The organism is Nocardia bovistercoris, assembly GCF_015674855.1.
GTDB lineage: Bacteria > Actinomycetota > Actinomycetes > Mycobacteriales > Mycobacteriaceae > Nocardia > Nocardia bovistercoris.
Window position 1 is genome coordinate 611,874 of sequence record NZ_JADMLG010000002.1, and the last position, 18,069, is coordinate 629,942.

At 68.1% G+C, this 18,069-nt stretch carries 17 protein-coding genes; 10 read left to right on the forward strand and 7 right to left on the reverse strand.

All coding sequences use genetic code 11. The features are described from left to right. Positions 1–36: 36 nt before the first annotated feature. Positions 37–309 (forward strand): hypothetical protein, encoded by a 273-nt coding sequence (locus tag IT779_RS06805; protein WP_196148291.1) that lies wholly within the window; start codon positions 37–39, stop codon positions 307–309. On the opposite strand, the gene IT779_RS06810 is transcribed toward IT779_RS06805, so the two are convergent. Both IT779_RS06810 and IT779_RS06815 read right to left on the reverse strand, forming a co-directional pair. Continuing rightward, on the reverse strand, positions 310–747 hold the full coding sequence (locus IT779_RS06810; protein WP_196148292.1) for a limonene-1,2-epoxide hydrolase family protein: 438 nt from the start codon (positions 745–747) through the stop codon (positions 310–312). Next, the gene (locus IT779_RS06815; RefSeq protein ID WP_196148293.1) at positions 744–1,487 is read right to left on the reverse strand and encodes a TetR/AcrR family transcriptional regulator; all 744 of its coding nucleotides are present in this window, start codon (positions 1,485–1,487) and stop codon (positions 744–746) included. The genes IT779_RS06810 and IT779_RS06815 overlap by 4 nt, the downstream gene beginning before the upstream one ends. Positions 1,488–1,590: 103 nt before the next feature. Between IT779_RS06815 and IT779_RS06820 the strand changes: the two genes are divergently transcribed. The 3 genes from IT779_RS06820 (at position 1,591) to IT779_RS06830 (ending at position 5,068) form a co-directional block, all read left to right on the forward strand. Further along, positions 1,591–2,805, forward strand: coding sequence for an FAD-dependent monooxygenase (locus tag IT779_RS06820; protein ID WP_196148294.1), 1,215 nt, complete (start codon positions 1,591–1,593; stop codon positions 2,803–2,805). A 230-nt stretch (positions 2,806–3,035) separates the two neighbouring features. After that, positions 3,036–4,334, forward strand: a complete 1,299-nt coding sequence (locus IT779_RS06825) for a hypothetical protein (protein ID WP_196148295.1) — start codon at positions 3,036–3,038, stop codon at positions 4,332–4,334. Further along, on the forward strand, positions 4,334–5,068 hold the full coding sequence (locus tag IT779_RS06830) for an ESX secretion-associated protein EspG (RefSeq protein WP_196148296.1): 735 nt from the start codon (positions 4,334–4,336) through the stop codon (positions 5,066–5,068). The genes IT779_RS06825 and IT779_RS06830 overlap by 1 nt, the downstream gene beginning before the upstream one ends. Positions 5,069–5,154: 86 nt before the next feature. Here the strand turns inward: IT779_RS06830 and glyA are convergent, their stop codons facing one another. Together glyA and IT779_RS06840 are read right to left on the reverse strand one after the other, a co-directional pair. Next, positions 5,155–6,450: a serine hydroxymethyltransferase gene (glyA, locus tag IT779_RS06835; RefSeq protein WP_196148297.1), complete on the reverse strand. Its 1,296-nt coding sequence runs from the start codon at positions 6,448–6,450 to the stop codon at positions 5,155–5,157. 67 nt (positions 6,451–6,517) lie between these two features. Continuing rightward, positions 6,518–7,114: a TetR/AcrR family transcriptional regulator gene (locus IT779_RS06840; protein WP_196148298.1), complete on the reverse strand. Its 597-nt coding sequence runs from the start codon at positions 7,112–7,114 to the stop codon at positions 6,518–6,520. Between the two features lie 118 nt (positions 7,115–7,232). Here IT779_RS06840 and IT779_RS06845 point away from each other — a divergent pair, with 118 nt between their 5' ends. Both IT779_RS06845 and IT779_RS06850 read left to right on the forward strand, forming a co-directional pair. Next, on the forward strand, positions 7,233–7,682 hold the full coding sequence (locus IT779_RS06845; protein WP_196148299.1) for a PaaI family thioesterase: 450 nt from the start codon (positions 7,233–7,235) through the stop codon (positions 7,680–7,682). A 9-nt stretch (positions 7,683–7,691) separates the two neighbouring features. Next, the gene (locus IT779_RS06850) at positions 7,692–8,141 is read left to right on the forward strand and encodes a nitroreductase family deazaflavin-dependent oxidoreductase (RefSeq protein ID WP_196148300.1); all 450 of its coding nucleotides are present in this window, start codon (positions 7,692–7,694) and stop codon (positions 8,139–8,141) included. Positions 8,142–8,695: 554 nt separating this feature from the next. On the opposite strand, the gene IT779_RS06855 is transcribed toward IT779_RS06850, so the two are convergent. After that, entirely contained in the window at positions 8,696–9,892 is a 1,197-nt protein-coding gene (locus IT779_RS06855) for a DUF885 domain-containing protein (protein WP_196148301.1), read from the reverse strand. A 181-nt stretch (positions 9,893–10,073) separates the two neighbouring features. Here IT779_RS06855 and coaA point away from each other — a divergent pair, with 181 nt between their 5' ends. Further along, positions 10,074–11,006, forward strand: coding sequence for a type I pantothenate kinase (coaA, locus tag IT779_RS06860; RefSeq protein ID WP_196148302.1), 933 nt, complete (start codon positions 10,074–10,076; stop codon positions 11,004–11,006). A 38-nt stretch (positions 11,007–11,044) separates the two neighbouring features. On the opposite strand, the gene IT779_RS06865 is transcribed toward coaA, so the two are convergent. After that, positions 11,045–11,833 (reverse strand): isoprenyl transferase, encoded by a 789-nt coding sequence (locus tag IT779_RS06865; protein WP_196148303.1) that lies wholly within the window; start codon positions 11,831–11,833, stop codon positions 11,045–11,047. Positions 11,834–11,946: 113 nt separating this feature from the next. Here IT779_RS06865 and trhA point away from each other — a divergent pair, with 113 nt between their 5' ends. Next, a complete protein-coding gene (gene trhA, locus IT779_RS06870) occupies positions 11,947–12,654 on the forward strand; it encodes a PAQR family membrane homeostasis protein TrhA (RefSeq protein ID WP_332838689.1) in 708 nt (235 codons plus the stop codon). A gap of 189 nt (positions 12,655–12,843) precedes the next feature. Beyond that, entirely contained in the window at positions 12,844–14,445 is a 1,602-nt protein-coding gene (locus IT779_RS06875; protein WP_332838690.1) for an adenylate/guanylate cyclase domain-containing protein, read from the forward strand. 14 nt (positions 14,446–14,459) lie between these two features. On the opposite strand, the gene IT779_RS06880 is transcribed toward IT779_RS06875, so the two are convergent. Then, positions 14,460–16,499, reverse strand: coding sequence for a thioredoxin domain-containing protein (locus tag IT779_RS06880; RefSeq protein WP_332838691.1), 2,040 nt, complete (start codon positions 16,497–16,499; stop codon positions 14,460–14,462). A gap of 263 nt (positions 16,500–16,762) precedes the next feature. Between IT779_RS06880 and IT779_RS06885 the strand changes: the two genes are divergently transcribed. After that, positions 16,763–18,016, forward strand: coding sequence for an SMI1/KNR4 family protein (locus IT779_RS06885; RefSeq protein ID WP_196148305.1), 1,254 nt, complete (start codon positions 16,763–16,765; stop codon positions 18,014–18,016). Positions 18,017–18,069 lie beyond the last annotated feature (53 nt).

The window sequence follows — 18,069 nt, forward strand, 5'->3', positions numbered from 1 at the left end:
TCGCCGCAGGTCACCCCCGCCGGTTAGAGTCGGTTCATGGCCGGAAACGAGGATCTGGAGAAGCTGTCGTCCAAGGAGCTGCACGACCGGGCGGTGAAGTTCGCGGTGCGCCACGGCGACGTGCGATTCCTGTGGCGGCTGCTCACCTCGATTCCCGCCGCCGAAGCGGCGGCGGGCAATGTGGGCGAGAGCGAAGCCGACATCAAATGGGTGCTGCCCATGCTCGACGACTACGTGCACGCGGGCGACGGCGCGGTCGCCGAGGTGCTGCGCCCGATCTACCTGGAGTATCTGACCGAGCACTCCTGATCAGAGTCGCTGTGCGCCCGAGCGGTCGAACACCGCTCGGAACAGACCGACCAGTGTGCCTCGGAAGAAGTTCTCGAACGAGAAGTGATCGTGCCAGAGCACGATCCGCCCTTCCCGCAGCCGGAAGGTCCCGGTCACCCAGAACGCGATGCGCACCGGTCCGAACCGCAGGTAGTCGGTGCGGTCGGTGAGCACGATCTCGCCGCCGTCCTCGGCGGCGATGTGGTGGATGTCCACCGCGAAGCCGACGCTGTCGCGGGACAGTCCGCGCAGCAGGCCCGCGACCCGCCGCACCCCGCGCACATCGGGCAACGAGGTGTTCTTCCAGACGATCTCGGGATCGAGCAATTCCACGGCTTCGTCCAGCGCGCCCAATTCCATGGCGGACAGGAATTCCCGGACCGTGGTTATCGAGGTCTGCGTGAGTTCTTCGGTCATGATCCGACGATAGGCGGTGCCGCGGCGCGGCGGCGCGCGATATGGGCGCCGAGTCCGTCCAGGATCCGATCGATGCCGAAGCGCAGCGCCCCGTCACCCCCGGCCGCCGCGCCCGCCTCGGCGAATGCCGCGATCGCGGCGGGGAAGCGCAGCGCCGCGGCGTCGGTCAGTTCGGCGAACTGGGCCGCCACTTGCTCCTGGAGCGCGTCGGCGTCGCCCGCGGACACCGGATGTACGAGGCCGCGCGCGTGACCGGTCAGCAGGACGATGGTGTCGAGTCGCTCGGCGGTGGTGAGGCCGGTGTCGGCGAGCGCGCGCAGTGCCGCTTCCATCCAGGCCATCTCGTTCGGCCCGATCGGCCGCACCCCGATCACCAGTTCCAGGCTCCACGGGTGCGCACGGAACCGCTCGTGGATCGTTTCGCACCAGACGCGCAGCGCCTCGCGCCACGGTTCGGCGGCCGCGGGGTCGACGGGGGGCAGATCGGGTGGCGCGCCGAGTCCGGCGTCGAGCATCAGCGCGGTCAGTTCGGCTTTGCCCGGCACGTACCGGTACAGCGACATCTTGGTGAAGCCGAGGCGTTCGGCCAGGCGCTGCATGGACAGGTTGGCCAGCCCTTCCGCGTCCGCGAGCGCGATGGCCGCGGCGACGATGCTCTCCAGCGTGAGCGCCGGTTTCGGGCCGCGTTTCGGACGTTGCCTGGTACCCCACAGCAGTTCGACGGTGGTCGGAGGCGGCATCGGAGAAACCTTACCCGGCGTCTTGACTTCGAAACTGTGTCCACCATACTCTAATCTGCGTCCAATGGATACAGATTACGCCGGACGCAGAATCGGAGAGTCGATGAGCAGCAAGAAAGTCCTGATCAGCGGCGCGAGCATCGCGGGCCCCGCCCTCGCCTACTGGCTCGATCACTACGGATACGACGTCACCGTCGTCGAAAAGGCGCCGTGCCTGCGGACCGGCGGTCAGGCCGTCGACTTCAAAGGAGTGACGCAGCGCACCGTGCTCGAGCGAATGGACATCGCCGAACAGGTGCACGCCATGCGCACCGGCGCCACGGACACGGTCTTCGTGGACGAGACCGGCGGGCGGCTGGCCTTCATGTCCGGCGAATTCACCGGCGGCGACGTGGAGATCCTGCGCGGCGACCTGGCCGGAATCATGTACGAACGCACCGCCGCGCGCTGCGAATACGTCTTCGGCGACACGGTGTGCGCCCTCACCGAGAACAACGTGGGCGTGCACGTCGAATTCGAACACGGCGCGCCGCGCACCTTCGACCTCGTCCTCGGCGCCGACGGCATCCACTCGCGCGTCCGGGAACTGACCTTCGGACCCGAGGACAGGTTCGTCACCCACCTCGGCTACCACTACTGCATCGCAGGCGCGAGTCCGTGGCGCGACCGCGACGGCGCGCCCGCGCGGCGCGCGAGCGCCACCGCCTACAACGCGCCGGGCAGGCTCGCGATGAGCGGCGGTCCCAAAGCACAGCAGTTCTACCTGTTCGCCGCGCCCGCGGGCGGCTACGCCCGCGACGACGTCGCCGCACAGCGGGCGCTGCTCGCCCGCACCTTCGCCGGACTCGGCTGGGAAGTGCCGCGCATGCTCGACGAGATGCGCGAAGTCGACGAATTCCACCTCGACTCGATCAGCAGGGTCGACATGTCGAAGACGGGATTCACCAGGGGCAGAGTCGCCCTCGTCGGCGATTCCGCGTACGGGAACACCCTCGGCGGGTTCGGCACCGGACTCGCGGTGGTCGGTGCGTACGTGCTCGCCGGTGAACTCGCCCGTCACGACGGGGAATACGGCGCCGCCTTCGCCGAGTACGAGCGGATCATGCGTCGGTACAGCAGGATGGCCGGGCGCGGCAACGCGGGTCGTTTCCTCGCTCCGAAGACCGCGCGGGGCATCGCGTTGCGCAACCGACTGCTCGGATCGCGGCTGTGGTCACTGATGCTGAAGTACTCCGACACTGCGAGCGAGGACATCGCACTGCGCGACTATCCGATGCAGGCGGGGTGCGAGTACCCGGCGCGGACCGGGCGCGACTAGGCGGCGCAGACCCAGCGCGAGTATCCGCCGCGGGCCAGGAGTATCCAGTGCAGGCCGAGCACAAGAATCCGGCACCCGCCGGCGGCGACCGTTCGACGCCGGTCGGGTGAGTGGATTCGGGGGCGGCGGCGGATCGGCTGTGTTTCGATGGAACCGGTTCGGGCGGGAATGCGTCTATATGGTCAGACGGCACTGACGGAAGGGGCCACTGCCATGGAGCGGCGACTGTCATGAGACCGACCGATGGCCGGGTCATCACGAATCCCGAGAACGCACAGAGTTTTTCGCACGCGGAGATCAAACAGGCCGCCGACCAGATGAATCCGAACGCGCTGTCCGGCGCGGTCGACGCGTGGGCCGCCATCGCCACCGCAGTCACCGACGCGGGCAAGCGGTTCGAATCGGCGATCCAGAGCGCGATCACCGAACACTGGGAAGGTGTGGCGGCCGATGCCGCGGTGCGCGGCATCCGCGAGTTCGCCGCGAAGGTAGGTGAACTCGGCGAGGCACTGGGCAGACAGTCGGCGCCGATCGCCGCGGCGGGCAACGCCGCGTCCCAGTTCCAGGCGGCGATTCCGGCGGTGCCCGACAGCTCGAGTTCGTCGGCCACCCCCGAGGTGCGCAATTCGGTGGAGGAGCAGGCGCGCGACGATATGGTCACGTACTACATCCGGCCCTACGCAACGACCGCGCCCGAGATCCCGACGTTGCCCGCACCGGCGCACCCGGCCGTGACGGCGCCCGGCGGCACGGGAACGTCACCGCTGATCTCGACTCCCGGCGCTTCCGGCGCGGCCGCAACGAGTCCCATCACCCAGCCCCCGGTCGAATCCGGCGCGTCCGCCACGGGGCAAGCGACCCAACCGGTTTCCCCCGTTCCCGCAGGCGCCACGCCCGCCACCACACCGGAGGCCACGACGCCGCAACCCGGGACCGGCGCGGCGGGAACCCCGCCGCAGTCCACCGACCCGGCCGCGACGAATCCGCAGACCACCGCGTCACCGAACGGCGTGCCGCAAACCGCGGGCAGCACGGCTTCCACAATCCCTGCCTCAGCTTCCACGATCCCCGCCTCGGCATCCACGGTCCCGGCTTCGGCATCCACCCTCGCTTCGCTGCTCGGCGCCTCGACATCCCGTGCGTCGACTCCACAGCCGATCCAGCAGGGCACAAGCCCCGCCGCCGCGGCCCCCGCGCCGAGCCAGGGCGGCACCGGTCCGGTGCGCTCGGATGTTCCGGCGAGCAGCCAGGCGCCTGCGCAGAATTCGGGTCAGGCTCCGAGGCCGGGCGCCTCGGTGCCCGCCCAGCCCGCGGCACAGTCGGCACCGGCCCAACCCGCGGCCGCCCCGGCGCGGCCCGCCGTCGCGGGCTCGTCCGGCTACGCGGGCATGGGCCCCGCAGGCGCGCGCGGCAGGGGCGAGGGTGACGGCGAACACCGTTCGCCGCGCTACCTGCGCACCGAGGAACACGCGGCGGAACTGCTCGGCGAACCGGAACGCACGGTGCCGCCGGTCCTCGGAGCCGACTGATGGCGCAGTGGACACTGACCGCCGAACAGTTCGCCGCGGCGTGGTTCGGCACCGGACTCGACCGGATGCCATTCCCGTTCCGGTTCACCAGCCGCTTCCCCGGCATGCACGAATATCATGCCTACCAGCGGCAATTCCGCGCCGAACTGGACAACCCCGACAACGATCCCTTGCGCCGCGCGCTCGCGGTGCTGAGCAGGCCCGAATGGCGGATCGAACTGCTCGGCATCGACCATCGACGCGGCGGCGCCGAGATGCGTGCCATCGGCTGCGCGATCCGGGGCGGCGCGGGTGTTGTCGCACTTCAGAATCCGGATGTCGACGGCGGCCGGGTCCGGTTGCGGCGCTGTCGCGGTGAACAATTGGCCACCGAACTGATTCGCCTGCTGCCCGATCCGCCACCGGGCGACGGTTCGGAGAAGACCTACCTGCTCGCCGATCTGGCCACCGACCGCCCCGACCCTTTCGAGAACGATCCAGCCCGCGCGATCCAGGATCGCTACCGCCGCTTCTGGAATCGCCCGTGCACCACCCGCGGCGCGGTCAGCGTCTTCCTCGGCCCGCGCAACAGCGACGCACTGCGCACCGGGCGACTACGTTGGATCGACGCCGAAGACGGCCGCTACTGCGAGATCCCCGCCAACCGCGCCCTCATGATCCGCCCCGCCACCAGCGTCGACATCACCCGCTACCTCGACGAGGCGATCATCAGAGCCAAGGCGCGAATGAACTGAACCGCCGCGGCCTCGGCGCGACAGTGCCCGCGCGAGAAGATGCCCGCGCGAGAACTCGCACGCGGGCGTCGCGAACCGTTCAGCGCTCAGCCGAGCAGACGCCAGTCCTCGAGGCCGTCGTAGAGGGGAACCGACTTGGCCAGGGCCGAGACCCGACCGCGCAGGGTCTCCACATCCGAACCGCCCGCCAGCGCGGTGCCGATGATGTCGGCGACCTCGGTGAACTCGGTGTCGCCGAAACCGCGGGTGGCCAGCGCGGCGGTACCGATCCGCAAGCCGGAGGTGACCATCGGGGGGCGCGGGTCGAAGGGCACCGCGTTGCGGTTCACGGTGATCCCGATCTCGTGCAGCAGATCCTCGCCCTGCTGACCGTCGAGCTGGGAGTTGCGCAGATCGACCAGCACCAGGTGCACGTCGGTGCCGCCGGTCAGCACGCTGACGCCCTTGTCCGCCACGTCGGCGGCGGTGAGCCGCTCGGCGAGCAGGCGCGCGCCCGAGAGCGTGCGCGCCTGCCGGTCGGCGAACTCCGCGCCCGCCGCGATCTTGAACGCCACGGCCTTGGCCGCGATCGCGTGCATGAGCGGACCGCCCTGCTGACCGGGGAACACCGCGCTGTTGAGCTTCTTGGCGAAATCCTGCTTGGCCAGGATCAGACCCGAGCGAGGACCGCCGAGGGTCTTGTGCACCGTGGAGGACACCACATCGGCGTACGGCACCGGCGAGGGATGCAGACCCGCCGCGACGAGCCCGGCGAAGTGCGCCATGTCGACCCACAGGTAGGCCCCGACCTCGTCGGCGATCTCACGGAACGCCGCGAAATCCTGGTGCCGGGGATAGGCCGACCAGCCCGCAACGATCACCTTGGGGCGCGAGGCGCGCGCGATGTCGGCGACCTCGTCCATGTCGATGCGGTGGTCTTCCTTGCTGACCCCGTACGAATGCACCTCGTACAACTTGCCGGAGAAGTTCAGCCGCATGCCGTGGGTCAGGTGACCGCCGTGCGCCAGATCCAGACCGAGCAGTTTGTCGCCCGGATCCATCAGCGCCATCAGCACCGCGGCGTTGGCCTGCGCGCCCGAATGCGGCTGCACGTTGGCGAAGTCGGCGCCGAACAGCGCCTTGGCCCGATCCCGCGCCAACGTCTCGACGACGTCGACGTCCTCGCAGCCACCGTAGTATCGACGACCGGGATACCCCTCGGCGTACTTGTTGGTGAGCACGCTGCCCTGGGCCTGCAAGACCGCCCGCGGTACGAAGTTCTCCGAGGCGATCATCTCGAGCGTGTCCCGCTCGCGGGCGAGCTCACCCGCCATCGCGGCGGCCAGCTCGGGATCGAGCTCACCGAGGGATTGGGTATTGACAGAGGCGGTCGTCTGCGTCACGGGCTCAGTGTATTGGCAGCAGGCGCGCCGATCGGCAGCGGGTTGGGCGCCACGTCAGCCGCACAGACTAACCGTCGCTTCTCGATCCCGCAGGATGTTCGCGTCGGTTCGACTCGCGCAGCAGCGGCGCGAGCGTGGTCTCGAGGTCGTCGAGCGGCCGGGTGGATTTCAGCGCGCGGGATTGGATGATCGCGCCTTCGAGGGCGCTGACCACGAATCCGGCCAGCGATTCGGCCCGCTCGACAGGCATCCCGGTACCGGCCAGCGCATGCGCGAGTCGTCGTGTCCAGTCGGCGAAGGCGGCGGCCGCGGCGGCCTGCACGGCGGGTTCGGATTCGGCGAGCGCGGCGCCGACGATCGGGCAGCCCGCGCGGTAGCCGCTGGCTTCGAGGCCGATGCGCCACCATCCGGTCAGCGCCGACAGCCACTGCGCGGGTTCGCCGGTCGCGGTGACCTTGGCGATCACCGCGGACATGCGTTCACCCGCGACCACGGTCGCGGCTTCGACCAGTTCGCCCTTGCCGAAGGGGAAGTGCTGGTAGAGCGAGTTGCGCGAGGCCCGGCTGCGGTCGAGCAGGGCCGCGAGGCCCGCGCCGTGCACACCGTGTTCGCGTACCAGGTCGATCGCGCCGTCGATCAGGCGTTCGCGCGGCCCAGCGGTCATATCTCCTCCACTCCGGCGCACGTCGTCGGGATCGGGACGGACATCTTGCATGAACCGATCGGTCCATGCTCCAATCATGACAGATGTGGACCGATCGGTTCATCGAAAGGACGGATTCATGACCACCACCGAAGCCGACTTCGGCGCGATGTCCGGACTCGAACTGCTGCGGGCCGCCATGACGAGGCAGGACCGCCCGCCGTTCATCGGCGACCTGCTCGGCATGGAGGTGGACGAACTCGAATACGGCCGCGCGGTATTCGCACTGCGCACCCGCCCCGACTTCGCCAATCCGCTCGGCACCACGCACGGCGGCATCTGCGCGACCCTGCTCGACTCGGTGATGGGCTGCGCCGTGCACACCACCCTCGACCCCGGCGTCGGCTACACCACCCTGGAACTGAAGATCAACTACATCCGCTCCGCCCCCACCGACGGACGCAGGCTCACCGCCACCGGAAGCACCATCCACGTCGGTCGCACCACCGCCACCGCCGAAGGCCGCGTCGTAGACGAACAGGACCGCCTCGTCGCGCACGGCACAACCACCTGTGTCCTGTTCCGCTGAGGAGTGACGATGAACGACACCGCAACCGCCGCGAGCAGGCGCAAATTCCGCCGCGAACGCTTCGTCGGCCGCTACCTGGCCAATCCGGCCGTTCGCCTGTTCGACCGCCTCGGCATCCGCTCCGCGCTGATCGTGGAGTTGGAGACCACCGGCGCGAAATCGGGACTGCCGCGCCGCGTCCCGGTCACCGCCTCGATCGACGGCGAGGGCGCCTGGCTGATCTGCCAGCACGGGATGCGCGCGGGCTGGGCCCGCAATATCGCCGCCGATCCGGCGGTCCGGGTGCGCCACGGCGCCCGCTGGTACACGGGCACGGCGGCTTTCGTCGCCGACGACGACGTGGCGGCCCGCGCCCGCACCTTCGCCGAGGGCCGCATCGCCCGCGCCGCGACGGCATGGGCGGTCAAAGCGCTGGAAACCGCGCCGATTTCGGTGCGCATCACCTTCGCACCCGCCTGAGGCCCCGAAAAATGGGGCACGACGAGGGGTAACGGCGCGGCGGCCGAAACCGGTCAGGTCGATGTCACCGTCCGGCGCGAGCCCGCGAGGAGTCCTCATGATCAGCCCCGTCTCCGTACCCAGCAATCCCGTGGAAGCGCTGCTGCGCAGCCTGTCGCTGCTGCTGTGCACCCTTTCCTCGGGCGGAGGATGCGCCGTCGTCCTGTAGCGCATCACATCAGCGACCTTCCCGGACTGTGCGGCAGCGAATTTCAAGACTCCGCGACCGGGGTATCGACAGCGTGTGACAGTATGGCCGGCAGATGGACGGCACAGGTCCACGTTCGACACAAGGGAATCGTTATGCTGTTGCTCAACTTCATCGCAGGTAATTCTTTCGACGCGCTGCTCAAGGCTCTGCTGCAATCCTCGTGCTCGCTGTCCTCCGGTGGGGCGGCCTGCTCCAACTGGTGAGTTCATCCGAACTTCGAACCGGCCCCGTCGCGATCGACGGGGCCGGTTTCGTTTCGACGTGCCCTCCGGCACGCCGCATCACATCCGGAACTCCTGCGGTTTCACATCGCGCGCACCGCACCCGGAGTGAGCGGTTCATCGAGCAGACGCCCGAACCGCTCCGCGCGCTCGCCCGCGTCGGCGGCGCGGTCCAGATACGCGCCGAGCAGGCGGTACCCCTCGACGTAGGTGCTGATGTAGGCGCGCCACAGCGGTGAGGACAGGAATCGCAGCGACTGCCGCGCGCGCTCCGGAGTGGTCAGATTCCAGCGCTGCAGGAATTCGGCGACCTCGGTCTCGTCGCGACGGTTGTCGTGCAGCAGCAGCGCCGCGTCCTGGCGCACACCGAGCAGGTCGCTCGACGCGGCCGACAGCCGTTGCGCGCGCTCGCCGTCGAAGCGCAACCCGAGATCGGCGTAGATCTCCTGCGCCCACCGGCCCCAATCGGGCCCGACGATCGAATGCAGGGCCAGATCCGCGAGCCCTTCGGCCATCAGGCACTGCGGTGTGTTCACCAGGAACAGCGTCTGCTCGGCCTGACCGGCCGCGACCAGACCCGCTTCCTTGCGGCAGTGCTCGGTGTGGTGTCCGGGATAGGCCTCGTGCGCGATCAGGTGCGGCAGATTGGCCATGTGCTGTTTGAGGTCGGAGTTGATGGCGACCTTGGAGTGGTAGTCGCCGAGGTAGTAGTTGAACCCCGACCACGGCTTGTCGCCGACCACCTCGTAGGTGACGTGTTCGTGGTCGGGCAGCGGATACCGCTCCCGCACCAGTTCGCGCAGCGCGCCGGAGAACGCCTCGACACACACCCGCAGCCGCTCGGGCGGGATCTCGTCGGCCTTGCGGTGCGCCGCCATCCGTTCGGCGAGCGGCCCGTCGCCCGCGAGCACCTCGTCCATCCGCCGGTGTGCTTCCCGGTAGTCCGCCTCGTCACCGGGCGCGATCTCGACGTCGAAGTAGGCGTGCACCTCGTCGACGAAACCGATGTCGTCCCCGGCGAACTTGCGGCCCGAGCATTCCAGCGCGCGCAGGTGGACGTCGAGGAATTCGGCGCGTTCCGGGGCCAAGCCCGCCTGCGGGAGTTCCGCGCGCAGGTGGGCGGCGCGTCGGGCCAGGTCGCGGGGCTGCGGGGCGGGCGCGTCGAGCACCTCGCGGCGTAGCGCCGGGTCACCGGTGTACGCGTCGACGAAACCCTCTTCCAGCCTGTCGAAGGCCAAGCCGAGTCGCAGGTACTCGGTCACCAGCGGATGCGATTCCATATCCCTCACGTTAGTGCGGACAACGGCCGGTATCGACCCGGTTACCAGCGGGTAGCGATACCCCGTGTGTTCCACTACATGGGCGCGGAGGACAATTCGCCACATGCGGCGAGAGCTGGACCGGATCGCACAGCGCCAACGCGGGTTGTGTAGGTGTTTGCCGAAATGGAGCGTCGGATAAGTGGGACGAATGAGCGAGCCGAGCCCCTACGTGGAATTCGATCGAAAGCAGTGGCGAACACTACGCAAATCGACTCCGCTGGTGCTCACCGAGGAAGAACTGCTCGGGCTGCGCGGTTTGGGCGAACAGATAGATCTCGAGGAGGTCGCCGAGGTCTACCTGCCGCTCGCTCGGCTCATCCACCTCCAGGTGGCGGCCCGTCAGCGGCTTTTCGCGGCCACCGCGACCTTCCTCGGTGAAAAGCATCCCGATAAGCAGGTGCCGTTCGTAATCGGTGTCGCGGGCAGTGTCGCGGTCGGGAAATCGACCACAGCGCGCGTGCTCCAGGCTTTGCTGGCGCGCTGGGATCATCATCCGCGTGTGGATTTGGTCACAACCGACGGATTCCTTTATCCCACGGCCGAACTCACCCGCCGCGGGATTATGCACCGCAAGGGATTCCCGGAAAGCTACGACCGCCGGAAACTGCTGCGTTTCGTCACCGAGGTGAAATCCGGTGCGGCCGAGGTGTGCGCGCCGGTGTATTCGCATATCTCCTATGACATCGTGCCGGACCGGCTGCACTGCGTCCGCCAGCCCGACATCCTCATCGTCGAGGGGCTCAACGTCCTGCAAACCGGTCCACGCCTGATGGTCTCGGACCTGTTCGACTTCTCCATCTACGTCGACGCGCGCATCGAGGACATCGAGAAGTGGTACGTGCAAAGATTTCTCGCCCTGCGCGCCACCGCGTTCGCCGAGCCGGGCGCGCACTTCCACCACTACGCCGCGCTCGCCGACGAGCAGGCCACCGTTGCGGCGCAGGACATCTGGAATTCGACCAACCGCCCCAACCTGGTGGAGAACATCCTGCCGACCCGCCCGCGCGCCACCCTCGTGCTGCGCAAGGACGCCGATCACAGCATCAACAGGCTGCGGCTGCGCAAACTGTAAACCGTTCGGGGCCGGGCGGATCCGACGTCGGCGCGGACTCAGACGCCGAACCGGCGGTGCCGCGCGGCGTAATCGCGCAGCGCGCGCAGGAAATCCACGCGCCGGAACTCCGGCCAGTACGCCTCGGTGAACCAGATCTCGGAATAGGCGCTCTGCCACAACAGGAATCCGGACAGCCGCTGCTCGCCGGAAGTGCGGATCACCAGATCGGGATCGGGCTGTCCCGAGGTGTAGAGGTGCTGGCCGATGGCGTTGACGGTGATGGACTGGACCAGATCCTCGCCGGTCTCGCCCGCCGCGATCTCCTGGCGCACCAGACTGCGCACCGCGTCCGCGATCTCCTGGCGGCCGCCGTAGCCGACCGCGACGTTCACGTGCACGCCGTCGCGGCCGTCGGTGCGCTCGGCCGCGGTGCGCAGGCGTTTGGCGATCAGCTCCGGGAATCCGTCGAGGGTGCCGACGATGCGCACACTCCAGTTCTGTTCCGGCGCGGACAGTTCCTCGACGACGTCGGTGATGACCTCGAACAGGGTTTCCAGTTCTTCGGGGTCGCGGCGCAGGTTCTCGGTGGAGAGCAGGTAGACGGTGACCATCTCGATGCCCTCGTCGGCGCACCAGCCGACGAGTTCGGCGATCTTCAGCGCGCCGACCCGGTGCCCGTGGCTCACGTCGGTGAACCCGTTCTCCCTGGCCCAGCGGCGATTGCCGTCGCACATGACCGCGACGTGCCGGGGATGTTGTTTACCGGCCAGCTGCTTGGACAGCCGCGCCTCGTAGATGCGGTAAGGCAGACCACGGACCGGACTCGGAACCTCCACGGCGTCCAACAGTACGCCCCGAGACCGAGATCACGGCATCGACCACGAATCGCGGCGCGCGGCGCATCGCGCAATAAGTTACGGTACCGTAGGTTACTCACGAGTCAATCAGGAGGTACTTCGTGTCCGAAACAGTCGGCGACGCCGCGGCGGCGCCGGTTCGGCTCCCACCCGGCGACACCGTCGCCGCACTCGTCAAACCGAGCATGCGCGGCTGGATCCACACCTGGGCCGTCGGCATCGCGGCCGTCGCCGTCATCGCGCTCGTCGCCGTCGCCTCCACCGTCTCCGCGACCGCGGGCTGGTCGACCCTGCTCTACGGACTCACCGTCTGCGGACTCTTCGGCATCAGCGCCGTCTACCACCGGGTGACCTGGAGCTCACCGCGCACCCGCATCAGGATGAAACGCGCCGACCACTCGATGATCTTCGTCTTCATCGCGGGCAGCTACACCCCGTTCGCCCTGCTCGGACTCCCCGGAAGCACCGGACGCACCCTCCTCGCGGTGGTGTGGGCGGGCGCGCTGGGCGGCGTCGCGCTCAAACTGCTGTGGCCCACCGCGCCGCGCTGGGTCGGAGTGCCGCTGTACCTACTGCTCGGCTGGGCCGTGGTGCCGGTCGCCGGACAACTACACGCCCAAGTCGGCCTCACCCCGCTGATCCTGCTCGCCGTCGGCGGACTCGTCTACAGCGGTGGCGCCATCCTCTACGCCACCAAATGGCCAAACCCGTGGCCCGACACCTTCGGCCACCACGAGTTCTTCCACGCGGCGACCGTACTCGCGGCGCTCAGCCACTACATCGCGATCTGGCTCGTCGTGCTGCGATGAACCGCACGCGCGCGGCGGCCAGAGGCGAACGACACCGCCGAACGACCGCGCCGAACGACGAAGGTCACCTCATCGACCGTAATTCCCCTTTCTACGCGCACGGGTTCTATGCTGCTGCTTCGAGCATCAGACGCCCCGGTTCCGCGCACCGGATCGCGGCGGCCACGTTGGAGGGGATGTAGGCGGACCGTGATCGGCACACTCACGCTCTGGGCGCTGCGAGCCCGCTGGGGTCTGGCCGTCATCGTGATCACGGCCAATCTCAGCGGCCTCGGCGTGATCGTCACCGAACTGCTGCTCAGCGGCTTCTTCGGCAGACTCGGCGACGGCTGGGGGCACACCCTGTTCCAGGTCGGCATCTACCCGACCGTCGGATTCCTGATCGGCATCGCGCTCGCCCTTCGCGACCGCAGCGCCTACTTCGACTGGCTCGACCAGCGCCGCCGACCGACACCCGACGAGGCGCGACGCGTCCTTCGCCTGCCCGTCGCCATCACCCTGCGCGTGCTCGCCCTGTGGATACCCGGCGTGATCGTGGCGGCGTGGTTGTTCTCACACATGACCGAACACAACGACAAAGCCGTCACCGCTTCCATCTTCACCCTCGGCGCGTTCCAGTCGGCGGCGGTCACCTTCCTCATCGTCGACCGCATGATCTGGCCAACCATCCCCGAGGTGTCCGGCATACTCGGCGCGACCACGCACTGGAGTTCGTCGGTGCTGGTGCGCGTGATAGTCACCTGGGGTGTATCCGGCGCTCTTCCGCTGGCCATGCTGATCGTGGTGCTCGCCGACCCGGCCTCGGCGGAACCCGACCGCATTCGCACCGCGGTGTACCTGTCCGCGGTCGGCATCGGGGTCGGTGCGCTGGCGACCACCTTCCTCGCTCGATCGGTCGCCATACCGCTGCGTACGTTGCGGGTGGCGGTGAATCAGATCACCGATGGGGACGCCGAGGTGCGGGTCGCGGTAGGTAGCACCAGTGAGATCGGGCTGCTGGAACATTCGGTCAACGAGTTGTCGGTGACCTTGCGTGAGCGCGAACGGATGCGTGACCTTTTCGGTCGACACGTCGGCATCGACGTCGCCGAACGCGCGTTGACCCGAGGGATGGATCTCACCGGGGACGTCAGGATGGTGTCCGCGCTGTTCGTCGATGTCACCGGGTCGGTGGCGTTGTCCACCGGGCTGGCGCCGCAGGAGTTCGTCGCCAAATTGAATCGGCTGCTCGCGATCGTGGTCGCCGCTACCGAGGACAACAACGGGCTGGTCAACAAGTTCGAAGGGGACGCTGCGCTTTGTATCTTCGGCGCGCCGATCGCACTCGGGGACAATGCGACTCCCGCGTTGCGAGCCGCGCGGCGTATTCGTGACGAAGTTGTCGCGGGGGGTGAGCTCGATATCGGGATCGGGGTTGCTCGTGGGCGGGTCTTCGCGGGGGATGTCGGTACCGATACTCGGCTGGAGTTCACCGTTATCGGTGACGCTGTGAACGAGGCCGCTCGGCTCACTACCGAAGCCAAGGGGGTTCCTCGTCGAATTCTGGTGAGCGGGGACGTTATCGATGCCGCTACGCCCGGGGAGCGGGCGGGGTGGGGGCTCTATGAGCGCATTCAGTTGCGCGGTCGGCCGGAACCTACCGCGTGTTGGACTGATATCGACGCCACTGATGTGGCGCTGGGGCTTTCACCGTCGGCGCACGGGGGCAGTGCGTCGGGCGGCGATAAAGAGACCAGTCCGATCACCGAGGTTCATTCGGCTACAACGGATTCCGTGGGGGGCGGGGATTGATGCGCGGTCGAAGTTCATCTTGTCAAGGCCGCGTCCAGGTCGGCTGGGGAGCTTACCGGGAGGTCGCAGACTGTGCCGCGGCAGACGTAGGCGGCGGCCGTATTCCCCAGGGGTGGGCGTTGGGACAGTAGTGGGACGGTGTCGGAAGGGGCCGCTATCACCAAGGATCCGCCGGGGGCGTGTGTGCGGGCGGTGTTCACCAGGTCGCTTGTCGCTGAGGATGATTGCCAATCGGCGGGTAGGGCGATGGCGACCTGGAGTGGGCCGCGTAGCGCGGCTTCGGCGACGGTGAGCCACTGGCCTGCCGAGCGTGGGGCGCGGGCCAGCACGATCGCGCCGCGACGCAAGGTCTGTTCGGCCAACAGGCGGTAGCGTTCCGATTCGGCCGGAGCGCTGGCCGCCGCCGCCGTGATCATGGCCTCCGCGAGGACCGAGGCGCCCGCCGGGGTCGCGCCGTCGATGGGGTCGCGGGGGCGGGCGACCAGGGTCTCGGCGTCGTCGGCCGTGTCGTACCAGCTACCGGGCACATCGGGATCGGCGAATCGTGCGATCGCCGTATCAAGCACGCGCTGAGCGTGTTCCAGCCACTCGAGTTCGCCGACGGCTTGGTGCAGGGCGAGCAGGCCGACCGCGAGCCACGCGTAGTCCTCCAGAATCCCCAGCGCCGCACCGACCGTGCCGTCGAGGGAAGTGCGCCGCACCCTGCCGTCCACTACGTGCTCGTCGAGCAGGAACCTCGCGCAGCGGACCGCGGCGTCGACCCAATCCGGTTGCCGCAGAGCTGATCCCGCTTCGGCCAGGGCGGTGATGGCCATTCCGTTCCAGGCGGTCACCACTTTGTCGTCGCGGGCGGGCTGCGGTCTTGTGTCGCGCGCAGCGCGCAATGCCGCACGTATGCGCTCCGTACGCGCCTCGTCGTCGGGATCGGTGTAGCGGGTGAGCACCGAGGCGCCCTGTTCGAAATTGCCCGCCGTGCCGACACCGAAAACCTCAGCGGCCCAAGCGCCGTCGATCGGACCGAGTTCGCCGACGAGTTCGGCGGGCGTCCACACGTAGGTCGCTCCTTCCACCCCGGGACCGTCCGGTTCGAGGTGTGTGTCGGCATCCAACGCGGACGCGAATCCGCCCTCGGCGGTGCTCAGATCCGCGAGCAGGAACTCCACGGTCTCCACCGTCACCCGACGCGCGAGCGGCGACACCTCGCGCCGAGCCATATGGGCGTAGCAGCGCAACAGTTGAGCGTTGTCGTACAGCATCTTCTCGAAATGCGGCACCACCCAGGCAGCGTCTACCGAATAGCGCGCGAACCCACCGCGCAACTGGTCGTAGATCCCGCCGCGCGCCATCGCCTCCGCGGCCCGCCGCACCACGGCCGCCACCTCGGGATCACCGGTGCGCTCCCACCCTCGCAACAACCCCTCCAGCAGCGCCGACGGCGGAAACTTCGGCGCTCCTCCGAACCCGCCGCGTTCCCGGTCCTCGTCACCGACCACCGCCGCGATCGCCCGATCGAGCAGTTCCGCGTCCACCGTGAAATCCCCATCCGGCAACCCCGCGGCCTGCGCCCGCAACGCCCCCGCCACCTGCGCCGACGCCTCGTTCACCTCGTCACGCCGCGACCGCCACGTCTCCGCCACCGCCGTCAACACCTGCGTGAACGACGGCATCCCCCCGCGCGGCACCTTCGGGTAGTAGGTCCCGCAATAGAACGGCTCACCCTCGGGCGTGAGAAAACACGTCATCGGCCAGCCACCCTGCCCCGTCATGGCCACGGTGGCACTCATGTACACCGAATCCAGATCGGGCCGCTCCTCCCGATCCACCTTCACACACACGTAGTTCTCGTTCATCAACGCGGCCGTCCCCGCGTCCTCGAACGACTCGTGCGCCATCACATGACACCAGTGGCAGGACGCGTACCCCACCGACAGCAAAATCGGCACATCCCTCGCCGCCGCTTCCGCCAACGCCTGAGCGTCCCACTGCCGCCAGTCGACCGGATTATCCGCATGCTGACGCAGGTAAGGAGAAGTCGCACTTGCCAATTGGTTCACGCCGGCCAACCTTCCGTTTCGAGCGGGGTCCACAACGCACCGCACCACGTCATCAACGACGGGCAAATCCAGATTTGCCAGAACAGCAAACCCTGGCTCGCCACCGCCCTGCCGACCAGTGCGCCATCAGATGAACAGTAGTGCGCCATCACCTCGAACACCCGGCCGGATGCCCACCACCTGGGGGCCCGATCGGTTCCGACCAGACACGACGCACCTCGACCACTCACCGAACCCTCATCCGATATGCGGCATTCGCGGATATGTCGAAGAAGGGCCAGTATCTCACCACGATCTCGGCCTGCACCCAGCCGAACTTGTCGGCGGCTGGTCGTAGCGTTCATGGAATGAACTGGAGACCGTGGTTGGAGCTGTGGAGCGAGGAATGGATCGCCGGCCGAGATCCCGATGAGTCGGATCCCGAAGTGGTGCGGCAGCGCTGGCTCGGATACGCCCCGGCCACCGAGGCCGACATCGCCGCGGTCGAGCAGCGCCTCGGCCTGCGATTGCCACCCTCCTATCGCAGCTTCCTGCTGACCACCGATGGATGGCGCCATGCCGGGGAATTCGTGCAGAAGATGCGCGACACCACCAATCTGGGATGGCTACGTGACCTCGAACCAGCCTGGGAGTCCTGGGCCGACCTGATCACCGAGCCACCAGTCGACGCGCCGGGTAACCCGTTCGGTCGCGGACTACTGATCTCGCTGCACGCCGACGTCGGAGTCCTGTTCCTCGACCCGGCCGACCGCGACGAGAACGGCGAATGGGCCGCCTACAGCGTGTTTTCCTGGGGGTCGTTCCCGCGGCGGTATCCCTCGTTCACCGCCCTCATGGAATCGGAGTACCAAAGCCTTCATCGAATACGTCAGCCTGCGGGCAAAACCCGCGACAACTGGGATCTGGTGGCAGAACAGGCACGATGCGACGCCCTTTCCGGGGACGTCGACACAGCCATGGCGGCCCTGGAGAAAGCCCAGCATTTCGGCCGGCCACGCGCCACGGTCCTACAAACCCAACTCCAGATGTTCCTGAGCACCTCTTCCCCCTACGATGCCTCCCGGATCCTTTCGCGCGTGCTACCGCTGGCACCCGTTCCGGAGGGGTTCTTCACCGGTCCACTGTTCACCGACGAGTTCGTGCCATGCATGTTCCTGCAGCACGCGCACAAAGAACCCTGGTATGCCTCCGCGCTCGACCGTGCCCAGATGGTCGACGACCCCGGGGGCGAGATCAAACGTGCCATCGACGGGCACCGAGCCCGGGTAGAGCGGCCCGGCTACCAGCTCTCCTACGGCAACCGAGCATTCGACGCCGCGGTACGAAAGGCGCTCGCGCAATACCACTCCGACCCGGCGGCGCTGTGGCATGCGCTCGAGGCCGCGATGGCGCATTGGCAGCCCCGTACGCCAGATCACATCGCCCCGGTCGCATTGCTCGCCGACCCGGTGCCGGCGTACAGCCTCACCCCGGAACGCGGGCGCGCGCTGTTGAGCCAACCACGCAGCGGCCGCTGACCCGGCGAGGCCGACCGAATCGGTTCCTTCATCGGTTGCGACGGCTGGGAACA